The organism is Bradyrhizobium ottawaense (assembly GCF_900099825.1).
Classification (GTDB): Bacteria; Pseudomonadota; Alphaproteobacteria; order Rhizobiales; family Xanthobacteraceae; genus Bradyrhizobium; species Bradyrhizobium ottawaense_A.
This window is the reverse complement of record NZ_LT629693.1, coordinates 1,577,498-1,592,224: the sequence shown is the minus strand read 5'-3', so window position 1 is coordinate 1,592,224 and position 14,727 is coordinate 1,577,498. Positions and strand designations below refer to the sequence as shown.

Annotated in this window: 11 protein-coding genes; 2 read left to right on the top strand and 9 right to left on the bottom strand. The window is 64.4% G+C overall.

What is annotated here, in order from left to right; all coding sequences use genetic code 11:
• Positions 1-6 precede the first annotated feature (6 nt).
• Together BLR13_RS07435 and BLR13_RS07430 are read right to left on the bottom strand one after the other, a co-directional pair.
• Positions 7-2,730 (bottom strand): molybdopterin-dependent oxidoreductase, encoded by a 2,724-nt coding sequence (locus BLR13_RS07435; RefSeq protein WP_074825855.1) that lies wholly within the window; start codon positions 2,728-2,730, stop codon positions 7-9.
• On the bottom strand, positions 2,727-3,548 hold the full coding sequence (locus BLR13_RS07430; RefSeq protein ID WP_074825857.1) for an FAD binding domain-containing protein: 822 nt from the start codon (positions 3,546-3,548) through the stop codon (positions 2,727-2,729). Before BLR13_RS07430 ends, BLR13_RS07435 begins: the two co-directional genes overlap by 4 nt.
• A 145-nt stretch (positions 3,549-3,693) precedes the next feature.
• Here BLR13_RS07430 and BLR13_RS07425 point away from each other — a divergent pair, with 145 nt between their 5' ends.
• Positions 3,694-5,043 carry an 8-oxoguanine deaminase gene (locus BLR13_RS07425; RefSeq protein WP_074825858.1) on the top strand — a complete coding sequence of 450 codons (1,350 nt, stop codon included), beginning with the start codon at positions 3,694-3,696 and terminating at the stop codon, positions 5,041-5,043.
• A 210-nt stretch (positions 5,044-5,253) separates the two neighbouring features.
• Here the strand turns inward: BLR13_RS07425 and BLR13_RS07420 are convergent, their stop codons facing one another.
• The 4 genes from BLR13_RS07420 to BLR13_RS07405 all read right to left on the bottom strand — a co-directional run bounded on the left by BLR13_RS07420 (position 5,254) and on the right by BLR13_RS07405 (position 9,963).
• A complete protein-coding gene (locus BLR13_RS07420; protein ID WP_074825859.1) occupies positions 5,254-6,333 on the bottom strand; it encodes a BMP family ABC transporter substrate-binding protein in 1,080 nt (359 codons plus the stop codon).
• A 78-nt stretch (positions 6,334-6,411) separates the two neighbouring features.
• Complete coding sequence (locus tag BLR13_RS07415; protein WP_074825861.1) at positions 6,412-7,329, bottom strand: ABC transporter permease; 918 nt, start codon at positions 7,327-7,329, stop codon at positions 6,412-6,414.
• Positions 7,329-8,408, bottom strand: a complete 1,080-nt coding sequence (locus tag BLR13_RS07410; RefSeq protein ID WP_074825862.1) for an ABC transporter permease — start codon at positions 8,406-8,408, stop codon at positions 7,329-7,331. The genes BLR13_RS07415 and BLR13_RS07410 overlap by 1 nt, the downstream gene beginning before the upstream one ends.
• Positions 8,392-9,963 carry an ABC transporter ATP-binding protein gene (locus BLR13_RS07405; RefSeq protein ID WP_074825864.1) on the bottom strand — a complete coding sequence of 524 codons (1,572 nt, stop codon included), beginning with the start codon at positions 9,961-9,963 and terminating at the stop codon, positions 8,392-8,394. The genes BLR13_RS07410 and BLR13_RS07405 overlap by 17 nt, the downstream gene beginning before the upstream one ends.
• Before the next feature lie 596 nt (positions 9,964-10,559).
• Here BLR13_RS07405 and BLR13_RS07400 point away from each other — a divergent pair.
• Entirely contained in the window at positions 10,560-11,699 is a 1,140-nt protein-coding gene (locus tag BLR13_RS07400) for a hypothetical protein (RefSeq protein ID WP_074825866.1), read from the top strand.
• 278 nt (positions 11,700-11,977) lie between these two features.
• Here the strand turns inward: BLR13_RS07400 and BLR13_RS07395 are convergent, their stop codons facing one another.
• Genes BLR13_RS07395 through biuH form a run of 3 tightly spaced genes read right to left on the bottom strand, consistent with a single transcriptional unit; the run spans position 11,978 to position 14,727 of the window.
• Positions 11,978-12,478 (bottom strand): nucleoside deaminase, encoded by a 501-nt coding sequence (locus tag BLR13_RS07395; protein WP_074825868.1) that lies wholly within the window; start codon positions 12,476-12,478, stop codon positions 11,978-11,980.
• A gap of 36 nt (positions 12,479-12,514) precedes the next feature.
• Positions 12,515-14,047, bottom strand: coding sequence for an ABC transporter ATP-binding protein (locus tag BLR13_RS07390; RefSeq protein ID WP_074825871.1), 1,533 nt, complete (start codon positions 14,045-14,047; stop codon positions 12,515-12,517).
• On the bottom strand, positions 14,044-14,727 hold the full coding sequence (biuH, locus tag BLR13_RS07385) for a biuret amidohydrolase (RefSeq protein ID WP_074825873.1): 684 nt from the start codon (positions 14,725-14,727) through the stop codon (positions 14,044-14,046). The genes BLR13_RS07390 and biuH overlap by 4 nt, the downstream gene beginning before the upstream one ends.

Below are 14,727 nucleotides of genomic sequence, written 5' to 3'. Positions count from 1 at the left end.
GCATGCTTACTTGCCAAACTTCTCATGCAGCGCCGGAAACAGCCGGTCGGGCTTGAACGGGGTGGCTGTAAAGCGGATGCCGGTGGCATTGGCAATGGCGTTGCCGATTGCTGCGGCCACCGGATTATACGGGCTTTCGCTCATCGATTTCGCGCCCATCGGCCCGATCGTGTCTGACGTATCGGCAAAGAACACCTCGGTGCGCGGGATGTCGGCAAACTGCGGCAGGTGGTAGTCGCGGAATTTCGGATTGATGACGCGGCCGGTCTCGTCGATCACCATTTCCTCATAGAGCGTGGCGCCGAGTGATTGCGCGACGCCGCCCTCGACCTGGCCGCGGCACTGCATGGGATTGGCGACCCTGCCGGCATCCGCCGCATGCACGCTTTTCAGAATCCTGATCTCGCCGGTGAACTTGTTGACGGCGACACGAAAGCCCTGGACGTTGAAGGCGACCGAGCGTGGCGAGCCCGCCGAGGTGCCGCTGGCGGCAAGCGGTTTGCCGAGCGCCTTCGCTGACGCTGCGAGCAGGGCGAACGGCGTGCGGCGTCCGGCGCATACCGTGGTGTGATTTTCCAGCACGCAGGCGTCCGGATTTTCGCCAATCAGCGACGCGGCGAAGGTCTTCATTTCGGCGGCGAGCGCCTCGGCCGCGGCCTGTGTGGCGCGGCCGGCCACAAAAGTGCCGGCGCTGCCGTAGGCGCCGGTGTCGTGGCCGCCATGCGCGGTGTCGGATTGCTTCAGCGTGATCCGGTCGACCGTGGTCGCGAGCGCGCTTGCTGCGATCTGGCGATGCACCGTCGTGGTGCCGTTACCGAATTCGGCGGTGCCGACCGTCAGCTCGAAACCGCCATCCTCGCGCAGCGAGATGCTGCAATCGGCGAAATGTCCGGCCGGCGGCACGGTATCGATCATGGTCAGCGCGATGCCGTCGCCGGTCAGCCAGTCCCCGGAAAGGTTTGGCTTGGGCGCGTCGGCCGTCATCGCCCGCTCAACCAGGTCGAGGCACTGGTCGAGGCCGTAGGAGCCATAGAACACGTCGTGATATTCGGACTCCGGCGGCGACAGCATCGGATCGCCGGGCTTGACGATATTGCGGCGGCGCATCTCGAACGGGCTGATGCCGAGCTGTTCTGCCAGTTCGTCGATCGCGGCTTCCACCGCCAGCAGCGCTTGCGGCAGGCCGTAGCCGCGAAACGCGCCCGATGGCACGGTGTTGGTATAGACGGCTGTCGCATCGACCTTCTTGTTCGGGCAGTTATAGACCGCGATGGTTTCGCCGACGGAATGAAACAACACCGGACCGGCATGATTGCCGTAAGCCCCGGTGTTGGAGAGCACGTCGAGTTGCAGCGCGGTCAGTTTGCCGTCTTTGTCGGCGCCGGCGGTGACGGTGACGCGCATCGGATGCCGCGTCGAGGTCGCGATGAATTGCTCCTCGCGGGTCAGTTCGAATTTCACCGGTCGCCCGGTCTTCAGCGCCGCCAGCGTCAGAATGTCCTCGACGAACATTTCCTGCTTGCCGCCAAAGCCGCCGCCGACCCGTTCGCACAACACCCGCACCTTGTCGAACGGCAAATTGAAAAGATCCGCCAGCGCCCGCCGCGTCAAAAACGGCACCTGCGTCGAGGTGCGAACCGTCAGCACGCCATCGGCATCGACCCAGGCGATGCCGCCATGGGTCTCGAGCGCCGCGTGCTGCACCCGCTGGGTCGTGAAGGTGCCTTGATAGGTCACGGCCGACCGCGTGAGCGCTGCCGCAACATCGCCGAATTCGCCATGGATTTCGGCGACGATATTGCGCGCCGAATTGCTGATGCGACGCGCCGGCGTCTTGTCGCCATGGATCACAGGCGCGCCCGGTGCGATCGCCTGCGCCGGATCGATTACGGCAGGGAGAACTTCATATTCGACTGCCAGCCGGCGGCAGGCGTCTTCAGCGGCGGCTTCGGTCTCGGCGACCACGGCCGCAACCTTCTGCCCGATAAAGCGCACGACACTATCGAGCACCTTGGTATCTTCCGGGTCCATCCAGTCTTTTTCGTGCCGCGCAGTCGAGAACAGCCGGTCCGGCGCGTCTTTGTACGTCAGCACCGCATGAACGCCGGCGACGCCGAGCGCAGCGCGCTTGTCGATCGAGATGATTTTGGCGTGCGGATGCGGCGAGCGCAGCATCTTGATATGCAGCAGGCCTTCCGGGGCGATATCGAAGGTGTAACGTTCGGCGCCGCGCACCACGTTCGGTCCGGCGGGCGCGGGCAGGCTGCGGCCGAACGCGGTGCCGGCGGCGGCATCCTCGACATTGGTCTTGCCGTTGAGCGCGTCTTCGATCGAACGGTATCCGGTACAGCGGCAGATGTTTCCCTTCAGCGATGCGCCGAGGTCCTGGCGCTGCGCCTGGTTCAGCGAGGCGCAGGTCAGGATCATGCCGGCGGTGCAGAACCCGCACTGAAATCCCTGCGCATCGAGAAACGCCTGCTGCATCGGATGGATGCCGCCGTCGGGCGCTAATCCCTCGATGGTGGTCACCGAGTGGCCGTCGGCGCGAAACGCCGGGATCAGGCAGCTATGAACGGGTTCGCCGTCGAGCAGCACCGTGCAGGCGCCGCAGTCGCCGGCGTCGCAGCCTTTCTTGACGCCGAAATGCCCGAGCTGGTGCAGAAATGTCCGCAGGCATTGCCCGGCCCGCGGGGCTTGCGAAAATTCCTTGCCGTTGATTTCAAAACTCATAGCAACGCCCGCAATTCGCTGCGGATTTCTTCGCTAAGCCGCAATGTCATGTGTTTGCGCCATGCCGGCTTGCCATGGACGTCGGTGTGATAGAGCTCGTCGGGAATACGCTGCAAGATCGTCTCGCGCAGCTCCTTCGCCGTTGGAATTCCGGCAAAGGACAATTGCACCGGCCGCTTGGTCGATGCGGTCACCGTCAGCGCCAGGGCGTCTTCGCCGGTCAGGCTGCCGATCAAGAGCGCCGCCGAGCGGCCGAGCGGCGTCAGCGAAATCTGCCGAAACGCCGAGCGCCGCTTCAGCGCCGCGAGCGGGATATCGATCTGCCGCAGCAGGTCGCCGTGGACGAGCACATTGCGGTTGTCGCCGGTGACGAAATCGGCGACCGCGACCCTTCGTTCGCCGCCGGCGGCCTGCCAGATGGTGGCGATGCCGTCGAGTGCCGAGGTCAGCGAGATCATCGGCCCGGCCGGCAGCGACATGCAGATGTTGCCGCCGACGGTTGCGGTCTTCCAGATCTTGAAGGAGGCGAGAAAGGCCCGGCAGCACTGGTTAATCAGGGGGGAGGCGATCCATTCCGGCGGGCAGGCCAGTGCGTCGAGTTGCGCGACCGTGCAGGTTGCCGCGATCGACAGCCCGGTCTCATTGATCGTCAGCGCCGGCCATTTCAGGTCGGTAAGGTCGATCAGCCGGCGCAGGTGGGCCTGCGGTTCGGAGAACAGCCACGTCCCGCCCGCAAGCCACGCATCGCCTGCCGTCCAAACGGGCAACTGATCCCGCGCCCTGGGACGCGCCACCGCTTCTATCGTGTTCAGGTCCATGGATCGGCTAGTGCTTTCAACAGGATGCCTCTGTGCTTTAGAAGTCTTGCAAGACCAGCGCCAATTGCCAATCCCGTTGGGATGGTCTTTGCATTGCAGGGAACGGGCGCCCGTGATGGCGCTTGCTACGAAAGACGGTGGGATCATGGACCAAACGCAGGCGATCTGGATCAAGGATCCCCTTTCCATTCTGGCCGACGGCGCCGAACGCGGCATCGTGGTCCGCGGCGGCAAGATCATCGAGCTGGTGGCCAAAGGCCGCGAGCCTGCGACCGCCCATACTGCGGTCTATGATGCCTCCGCCCATGTCGTGCTGCCCGGGCTGATCAACACCCATCACCATTTCTACCAGACCCTGACCCGGGCGCTGCCGGCGGCGATGGACCGCGAACTGTTCCCGTGGCTGCAGGCGCTTTATCCGGTGTGGGCGCGCCTGACCCCGGAGGCGCTCCACCTCGGCGTCACCGTCGCGATGTCGGAGCTGCTGCTGTCGGGCTGTACCACCACGACCGATCACCACTACGTGTTTCCGGGCGGGCTGGAGGACGCCGTCGATATCGAAGTCGCCGCCGCAAAACGCCTCGGCCTGCGGGTGTTGCTGACGCGCGGCTCGATGAACCTGTCGCAGAAGGACGGCGGCCTGCCGCCTGACAGCGTCGTGCAGGACGAAGACACGATTTTGGCCGACTGTGCGCGCGTCGTCGCAAAACACCACCAGCGCGGCGAGGATGCGATGGTGCAGATCGCGCTGGCGCCGTGCTCGCCATTTTCGGTGACGACACAGTTGATGAGCGCCACCGCTGCGCTTGCCGAAAAGCTCGACGTCCGCCTGCATACCCATCTGGCCGAAACCGAGGACGAGAACAAATTCTGCGAGCAGATGTACGGCTGCCGTCCGCTGGACTATCTCGAACAATGCGGCTGGCTCAACGCCAGGACCTGGCTGGCGCACGGCATCTTCTTCAAGCCGGACGAAATGAAGCGGCTCGGCAAGGCGAAAACGTCGATCAGCCATTGCGCCTGCAGCAATCAAATTTTGGCGTCGGGCTGCTGCCCGGTCTGCGAGATGGAGGAGGCCGGGGTCTCGATCGGTCTCGGCGTCGACGGTTCGGCGTCGAACGATGGGTCCAACCTGATGCAGGAAGTGCGCGCCGCGTTTCTCTTACAGCGCGCACGTTATGGCGTTAGCCGCGTCAGCCACAAGGACGCGCTGCGCTGGGCCACCAAAGGCTCCGCCGCCTGCGTCGGCCGTCCTGAGTTGGGCGAAATCGCCGTCGGCAAGGCCGCCGATCTCGCGCTGTTCAAGCTCGACGAGTTGCGCTTCTCAGGCCACGGCGACCCGCTCGCGGCGCTAGTGCTCTGCGGCGCGCACCGCGCCGACCGCGTCATGGTCGGCGGCAACTGGGCCGTGATCGATGGCGCGATCCCCGGCCTCGACGTGCCAGACCTGATCCGCCGCCACAGCGCCGCCGCGCGTGCGATGCATGCGGGGTGATGGTCTCGTGTCCCGGACGCGGTGCAGCGTTCTTACGATGCACCGCAGAGCCGGGACCCACCGCATCCGGCCGATGGACCCCGGATCAGCAGCGCACCACGCCGCAAGTGCGGCCTGCTGCGCAGCATCCGGGGAACGCATCTCCAAGCGCAAAAAAAGTCCGGGCGTTTCCGCCCGGACCTTGGTCGTCGCGCTGGTCCCCCTCAGCCCCTACTTGCCGGGGATCTTGTCGTCGATGCCCTTGACGTAGAAGTTCATGCCGAGCACCTGGCCATCGTCGAGATGGCTGCCGCCCTTGCATTCGACTTCCTTGCCGTCCTGGCCGATGACCGGACACTTGAACGGCTGCAGCTTGCCGTCGGTGATGGCGGCTTCGGTTTCTTCCGCCAGCTTCTTCACGTCGTCGGGCATGTTGGTGTAGGGCGCCATCATCACGATCTTGGTCTTCAGGCCGCCCCAGAAATCTTCCGACTTCCAGGTGCCGTCGAGCTCGGCCTTGACGCGCTCGATGTAGTAGGGGCCCCAATTGTCCATGATCGAGGTGAGCTGCGACTTCGGACCGAACTTGATCATTTCGGAGTCCTGGCCGAACGCCAGCTTGCCGCGCTCGGAAGCGATCTGCATCGCGGCCGGCGAATCCGTGTGCTGCATGATCACGTCGGCGCCCTGGTCGAGCAGCGCCTTGGCGGCGTCGGCTTCCTTGCCTGGATCGAACCACGAGTTCGCCCAGATGATCTTGACTTTGATGTTGGGATTGATGGTCTGCGCGCCCAGGATCGTGGCGTTGATGCCGGAGATGACTTCCGGAATCGGGAACGAGCCGATGTAGCCGAGCACGCCGCTCTTCGACATCTTGGCGGCGATGATGCCCTGGATGTAGCGGCCTTCATAGAACCGGCCGGAATAGGTCGAAACGTTTTCGGCGCGCTTGTAGCCGGTGGCGTGTTCGAAATGAATCTTGGGATATTTCTTGGCGACCTTCAGCGTCGGCTCCATGTAGCCGAACGAAGTGGTGAAGATCAGCTTGTTGCCGGCGCGGGCGAGCTGTTCGATCGAACGCTCGGAGTCCGGGCCTTCGCTGACGTTTTCGAGGAAGGTGGTTTCGACCTTGTCGCCGAACTCCTTCACCATCGCCTGGCGGGCGACGTCGTGCTGATAGGTCCAGCCGAGGTCGCCGACCGGGCCGAGATAGATGAAGCCGACTTTCAGTTTGTCCGCGGCGGAAGCGCCGGCCAGACTTGCTCCGACGGCAATCACCGCTGCCGTCGTCGCGATGAGAATCTTTCTCATGTAATTTCTCCGGTTACTGAAGGGGTGGACTGTCACTCCCGATGCGCACGCGCCCCATCGCGCCCGCTTCGGGTATCTCTATCGATCGGGCACGAACACCGTCCCGAGTGCCGCCGGCGCGGTCGAGCCGCCGCTGCGTGCGCGTGAAATGAGAACGAGGACGATGACGGTGGCGAGGTAAGGCAATGCCGACATGAATTGCGAGGGGATGCCGACGCCCCAGCCTTGAGCGTGCAATTGCAGGATCGTCACCGCGCCGAACAGATAGGCGCCGATCACCAGCCGCCCCGGCCGCCAGGATGCGAACACCACCAGCGCCAGCGCGATCCAGCCGCGGCCGGCGGTCATGCCGGGAATGAAGAACGGCGTATAGGCGAGCGGCAGGTAGGCGCCGGCAAGGCCTGCGCAGGCGCCGCCGAACATCACCGCATACATCCGGATCCGCAGCACGGGATAGCCGAGTGCATGCGCCGAGACGTGGTTGTCGCCGGCGGCGCGCAGGATCAGCCCGGCCCGCGTCTTGTAGAGGAAGAGCCAGACCGCGACGACCAGCGCCAGCGACAGGTAGACGAAGCCGTCCTCGCCGAACAGGATCCGGCCGGCCAGCGGGATATCGGTGAGAGCGGGAATATGGAGATGCGGCGCCGGCGTGATCTTCTCGCCGACGAAGCGGGCGCCGATCAGGCCCGACAGTCCGATGCCGAGGATGGTCAGCGCCAGACCGGTCGCGACCTGGTTGACCGCGAGCCCCAGCGTCATCAGCGCGAAGATCAGCGACAGCAGGGTGCCGGCGATAATCCCGCATAGCGCACCGACGATGATCGAGCCGGACATCCAGGCGCCGCCGAAGCCGCAGGCCGCGCCCACGATCATCATGCCTTCGACGCCGAGGTTCAGCACGCCGGCGCGCTCGGTGACGAGTTCGCCGGTCGCAGCCAGCAGCAGCGGCGTGGAGGCCGCGAGCACCGCAAGGATGATGGCTTCGACGAGCTCCATCAGGCCACCTTTGCTGACGCGAAAATAAGCTTGAACCGGTAGAGAATGAGGGAATCGCAGGCGAGCACATAGAACAGCAGGATGCCCTGGAAAACCTTGGTGACGTCCAACGGGATCTTCATTGCGATCTGGGCCTGCTCGCCGCCGATAAAGGTGAGTGCGAGAAAAAGTCCTGCAATTAATATTCCAACCGGGTTCAGCCGCCCCAGGAAGGCGACGATGATCGCGGTGAAGCCGTAGCCGGGCGAGATGCCGGGCTGCAGATGACCGACGGGACCGGCGACCTCGATGATCCCGGCCAGCCCCGCCAGCGCGCCCGAGATCGCGAAGGTCAGGAGGATCAGCTGGTTGGAGTTGAAGCCGCCGAAGCGGGCGGCGCGCGGGGCGGCGCCGACCACGCGGATTTCAAACCCCTTGATGGTCCTCCCGAGCAGCACCGCGCCAGCCGCCACCACGACCAGCGCAATCACGGCGCCGAGGTGCAGGCGGCCGCCGTCGATCAACACCGGCACGGTCGCGACCGGATCGAACTCGGCGGTAGTCGGAAAGTTGAAGCCCTTGGGATCGCGCCACGGACCGCGCACGAGATAGTCGAGAAAGAGATCGGCGACATAGACCAGCATCAGGCTGGTCAGGATTTCGCTGGCGCCGAACCGGACCCTGCAGATCGCCGGGATCAGGGCATAGAGCGCGCCGGCCGCAGCGCCCAGCAGCAGCATTGCCGGCATCACCCAATAGCCCGCATCGGTGCCGTTGGTCTTCACCGCGAGCCAGCTACCGGCCACCGCGCCGACCAGGAACTGGCCTTCGGCGCCGATATTCCAGGCGTTGGCGAGATAGCACAGCGACAGGCCGATCGCGATCATCACCAAAGGCGATGCCTTCACGGCGATCTCCTGCAGCGAATAGCTGTCGGTGAGCGGGTCGATGAAGTAGACACCAAGCGCCGAGATCGGATTTTTGCCGAGGATGACGAACAGAATGCTCATGGTCACGATCGTGAGCCCGATCGCGATCAAGGGCGAAATCAGCGCGATCGTGTTCGATCGCTCGGCGCGCTTTTCAAGCACCAACTGCATGCGCCGCTTCCTTCTGTTCCAGACTGGCTCCGCCCATCAACAGTCCGAGTTTTTCCCGGCTGGCTTCGCTGGTGGCCATCGGTGCCGACAAATGGCCGTGGAACATCACGGCAATGCGGTCGGTGATTTCGGCGAGCTCGTCGAGGTCCTGGCTGGTGACCAGCACCGCAGCACCGGCGGCGGCAAGATCGAGCAGCGCCTGCCGGATCACGGCGGCCGCACCGGCATCGACGCCCCAGGTCGGCTGGCTCACGACCAGCACCCCCGGGTTACGCAGGATTTCGCGGCCGACGATGAATTTCTGCAAATTGCCGCCGGACAGGCTGGCAGCCTCGGGATCGCGCTTGGCCTTGCGGACATCAAAGGCCGCGGTGGCCTTGTCGACCGTGTTGAGGGTCGCTGCGGTGTTGACGAAGCCGTGCTGGACCATGCCGCTGGCGGCATGACCGGTCAGCAGTGCGTTCTCGGAAAGCCGCATCCGCGGCGCGGTGCCGTGACCGAGCCGCTCCTCGGGAACGAAGGCCGCGCCGAGCTTGCGTCGCTTGGTGATCGAAAGGTGTCCCGCGGCATGTCCGTCGATCACGACCGTGCCCGGGTCCTGCGCCAGCCGCTCGCCCGAAAGGGCTGCGAACAATTCGTCCTGGCCGTTACCGGCAACGCCGGCAATGCCCAAGATTTCACCACCCTTGAGTTCGAAGGAGATGTGCTGGAGCCGTACGCCGTGCGGATCGTCCGGCTCGAGACTGAGGTCGTTGACCACGAGCCGCGGCACCGTGGTCTGGCGGTTCGCCGCGGCCTTCACTTCCTTGATCTCGCCGCCGACCATCATGCGCGCCAGCGATGCCGCGGTCTCCGCCTTGGGATTGCAGGTCGATATCTTCTTGCCGCCGCGCAGGATGGTGGCGGTGTCGCAGAGCCGTTTCACCTCGTCCAGCTTGTGGCTGATATAGAGGATCGCACGCCCCTCGGACTTCAGGCGGTTGAGCACGACGAAGAGCTGGTCGGCTTCCTGCGGCGTCAGCACCGCGGTCGGTTCGTCGAGGATCAGGAATTTCGGATTCTGCATCAGCGCACGGACGATCTCGATGCGCTGACGCTCGCCGACCGACAACTGCCAGACCTGGCGCCTGGGATCGAGCGGAAGCCCGTAAACACGGGATACTTCTTCAAGACGTGCCGACATGTCCTTGAAGGATTCCTTGCCGTCGAGCCCAAGCGCCACGTTCTCGGCGACGGTGAGATTGTCGAACAGCGAGAAGTGCTGGAACACCATGCCGATACCGCGGCGGCGGGCTTCCGACGGACCTGACAGAACCATTTTCTCGCCCTGCCAGAGCATCTCGCCCTCGCTCGGCTGCACCAGTCCGTAGATGGTTTTGACCAGCGTCGACTTTCCCGCGCCGTTCTCGCCGAGCAGGGCATGGATTTCCTGCGGCCGGATCTCGATGTCGATCGCATCGTTGGCGAGGAAGGTGCCGTACCGCTTGGTCAACCCGACTGTCTGGAGCAGCGGCGTGCTACCTGTGTGCAGCGCGGCAGGCGTCGAATCCAACATTCGTTGTCACGCGTCTGAGGAAAGGATGCCTCAATACTGTGCCAGTTTGGACGCATGCGTAAGTGGGGAAAAAGCGCCAGCCTTTGCTCAACTCTTTGGCAAAACGGAAGCGGCGCGATTCCCGGCCGGATTCGTGGCGCTTTCGATCCGGGGCTCTCGTTGAGCCCGCGTCGGTGCGCCGCGTGGCGCCGGTGACCGGCAAAACGCCTGTCACGTTGTTGTAAATTTGTGACGGTCCAGACAATTCGAAATGTCCTAGGCAGCACTGCTGAGAACTTGAGCAATTTTGTCGCATCTGTGTACGCGTCGCCTTGAATGCCCTGTTCGCGCATTTTGCGCGGAACTCCTGCGCCCGATCGTCGCAGAAAACCCCAATTCTTCCGGGCACAAGTGAAAAATCCGGTTCTACCGGAGATTGCTTTGTCCCGGCAGTCGACCGGCCGTCCGCCGCACAAGCAGCGCAACCCTCCCTTCTTCTTGATGAAACTTGCAGCAAGCCATGGGGAATCTTGAGGCTTCTCACTTCATGTGAACGGCGCAAGGGTCGCCTCCAAGGGCCTCGATCATTCGGTCGTTCAACTTGGGGGTAAATTGGGATGTCTAGTCTTCGCAGAACATTGGCAGCAGCGGCGCTGTCACTTGCTACGCTCGTACCGGCTGGCTACGCCGCGGCGGCCGATCTTCCCTACAAGGTCAAAGCGCCGCCCCCGCCGAAGGATCTTCCGTTCTTCCTCGTCATCGACGATCGGGTGACATTCTCCTACATCTTCACCGCGGCTCAGCCCGGCGCGTGGTCGCTCAACCCGAACGGCACGATCAACGCCAAGGAGGCCAAGCAGGTCTACTCGTTCACCCACTTCGACGCCTGGGCCTACGGCACCAACTTCTTTACCGTCTCGCTCTACAAGTCGGGCAAGAACGACTCGGCCAATCCCTGCACGAGCACGGGAGCGATCACCGATCCCCTGAACGGCTTCGCGACCGTTGCGGCGAGCTGCGCCGGCGCCAGCGAGGTTTATGGCCTGTTCCGCTCGACCTTCGGCTTCAACGAGATCTTCAACACCAAGGCCTTCTCGATGGGGCCGCTGCACAACGTGTCGTTCGAAGTGGGCATGGATGCCAACACCGAGAACCGCTATTTCGGCGCCGCCAAGCGTGACGTCGTTGCCGGTCTGCAGTTCGCCTTCGACCTGCCCTACAAGGGTTACTTCAACCTCGCTCCCTTGGTCTACTGGGAGTACGCCAATCATGACAGCTACAGCCAGTGCGGCGCCGGCTGGACGATCAACAACATTCCGGGTGTGGGCTGTAACCCCGACGGCAACATGAGGTTCAAGCCGACCTGGGCGATCGAGACCAACTACTACATGGACCTCGGCTTCCTGCCCGAGAACATGCAGTTCTTCTCGGTCAGCGGACGCCTGGCATGGTACGGCCCGAAGGGATCGGATACCGCACCGCTGCCGAACAATCCTGCGAACAACGTGTTCCCGACCAAGGTCGAATTTAACTCCGAGCCGATCCGTCTGACCTTCGACGCTTCCAAGGCGTTCTGGGGTCCGAAGTACTCGCACTTCGTCGACGTCTGGGTTGCTTACCGCTACTGGCAGAACAAGTTCGGCGAAGACCACAACGCCCCCTCGGTTGCCTGCTCCGCGACCATTGGCGGCGTCAACCGTCCGACCGGTGCCTGCACCGAGTCCTCGCTCTATTCGGGCATCACTGTGAAGTTCTAACCACCTGATCATCTCCACAGGTGACAAAGCGATGGCGCCGCGATGTTCCCCGCGGCGCCATTTTTCTGTTTGAAGAAGGTCGAAACCTTCGTGTCCCGGACGCGGTGCAGCGTGTAACGCTGCGCCGCAGAGCCGGGACCCATCGCTGCGGCGTGTGGACCCCGGATTAGCAGCGCACCACGCCGCAAATGCGGCGCGCTGCGCAGCATCCGGGGAACGCAGCACGGTACAGATACCGCACGGACGGCGGTAAGTTGGGAGCGGCCGAGGCTAAAACCCTACTTGCCCCACACGCCGTCGTGCAGCGCGGCGGCCTCGTCTTCCAGCAGCGGGCCGACCACCTCGGTTGAGCGCTGGCCGCTGCCGAAGACGTCGCGGCACGGCAGGTTGAGCGTCGGGTTTTCCGGATGGTTGCCGGTGATGTCGCGCAGCCGGTGTTCGCTCAGGCCGTAGACCAGCCGGCCGATCCCGGCCCAGTACATCGCGCCCGCGCACATCGCGCAGGGCTCGGCCGACGAGTAGAGTGTGGCGGCGCGGAGCACGTCCGCCGGGATCGTGGTGCAGGCCTGCGTCGCCAGCAGGCGCTCGGCATGCGCGGTGCCGTCATGCGCGGGCATGTAGCCGTTCTCGGCCTCGATCAGCACGTTGCCATCGGCATCGACCAGCAGCGCGCCAAAGGGATGGTTGCCGTGGCTCATGGCGCGGCGGGCGATCTCGAACGACCGGCGCAGAAAGTGCGCGTCGCGCTCCGCCGGGCTCAACGTGGATATATCGACCATCAGTGCATGACCGTTACTGTCGTCAGTTTCCTAACATTAGTGCCCCGCCATATGCCGCCCGATTTCAGTCAGGTCGGCCTCGCTGGCGCGGGCCTCGTGGACGAATTCGCCGTGGAACATCACGACCAGCCGGTCGGACAACTCGAGCAGTTCGTCGAGGTCCTCGCTGACCAGAAGCACCGCGGCGCCGCGGTTGCGCGCGGCCATGATCTCGGCGTGGATTTGGGCTACGGCGGCAAAGTCCAGCCCGAAGCAGGGATTGGCAGCGATCAGCACCTCGACCTCGCCGCCGAGCTCGCGCGCCAGCACCGCGCGCTGCACGTTGCCGCCCGACAGCGCCGAGATCGGCGTATCCGGCGTGCGGGTCTTGATCTTGTAAAGCCCGATCTTGCGCATCGCGCTCTTGCGGAACGCCGCCTTGTTCAGCCACCAGCCGCCGCTGGCAAAGGGCGCGCGGTCGAATTCGCGGAAGGCGATGTTGTCGGCGACGCTCATGCCGCCGACGCAGGCGTTCTTCAAGGGCTCCTCGGGCAATAGCGACATCTTGTGCCGGCGCATTTCCTCGCGGCTCGCCGAATAGAGATCGCCGCGGACGCGGACTTCGCCGCTCTCGGCCTCGCGCTGGCCGGCCAGCACCTCGACCAGTTGGCGCTGGCCGTTGCCGGAGACGCCGGCGATCCCTACGATTTCGCCGCCACGCACCGACAGCGACACGTCATGAACCGCGACCGCGCCGGCATCGTCGAGCGCGTTGAGTTTTGTCAGTTCCAGCCGGACCTCACCGACCTCGCCAACCCGCGGCGGCTGCACCGTCAACTGCTCGGCGCCGATCATGGTGCGGGCCATGTCGTCCGGCGTCAGTTCGGAAACCTTGCCGGCACCGGCGAGCTTGCCGCGGCGCAGGATCGTCACCTCGTCGGCAAACGCCATCACTTCGCGGAACTTGTGGGTGATCATTAGGATGGTGAGGTCGCCGGCCACCACCATGGCGCGCAGCATGCCCAGCACCTCGTCGGCTTCGCCGGGCGTCAGCACCGAGGTCGGCTCGTCGAGAATCAGGAAACGCCGCTTCAGATAGAGCTGCTTGAGGATCTCGCATTTCTGCCGCTCGCCGGCGGAGATATCCGAGACCTTGGCGTTGAGCGGCACCTTGAACGGCATCCGCGCCAGAAACGCCTCGAGCTCCTTCTTCTCCCTGGCCCAGTCGACCACGGCGGGCACGTCGTCGCGCGCCAGCACCAGGTTTTCCGCGACCGTCATCGCCGGCACCAGCGTGAAATGCTGGTAGACCATGCCAAGCCCGAGCGCGTGGGCTTCCTTAGGGTTCGCGATCGCCTGCTCGCGGCCGCCGACCAGCACGTCGCCCTCGGTGGCGCGGTAATAGCCCATGATGCATTTCACCAGCGTGCTTTTGCCGGCGCCGTTTTCGCCGAGCAGTGCGTGGAACGAGCCGGGGCGCACTTTCAATGCGACATTGTCCAGCGCCTTGAAGTCGCCGAACCGCATGGTCATGGCGACGGCATCGACGCCGAGCGCGCCACTGGGAAGCGGCGTTTCGCCGATGATCATGACAGCGCCCCGATCAGTGCGGTGGAGGTCGCGACCGCGCCGAACACGCCGCCCTGCATCTTGATCATCTTCAGCGCGTGCTCGTGGTTGCTCTTGTCGGTCGCCGCACAGCAGTCCTCGATCAGCACGCATTCGAAGCCGCGGTCGTTGGCTTCGCGCATGGTGGTATGGACGCAGACGTCGGTGGTGATGCCGGTCAGCACGATGTTTTCGATGCCGCGCAGCCGCAGCATCAGTTCGAGGTCGGTGGCGCAGAACGAGCCCTTGCCGGGCTTGTCGATGATGGGCTCGCCCGGCAGCGGCGCCAGGTCCGGAATGATCTCCCAGCCGGGCTCGCCGCGCACCAGCACCCGGCCGCAAGGACCGGGATCGCCGATCCCGGCGCCGATCTGGCGCGAGCGCCACTGCTTGTTGGCGGGCAGGTCCGTGAGGTCAGGGCGGTGGCCCTCGCGGGTGTGGATGATATGAAAGCCCTGCGCGCGCATGGTCGCCAGCAGTTTCTTGATCGGCTCGATCGGCGCGCGGGTCAGCGACAGGTCGTAGCCCATCTTGTCGACATAGCCGCCGACGCCGCAGAAGTCGGTCTGCATGTCGATGATGATGAGTGCGGTGTTTTGCGGGCGCAGGTCGCCGTTATAGGGCCACGCATAGGGTTCGGATTTCAGGTAGCGCTCGGGCAT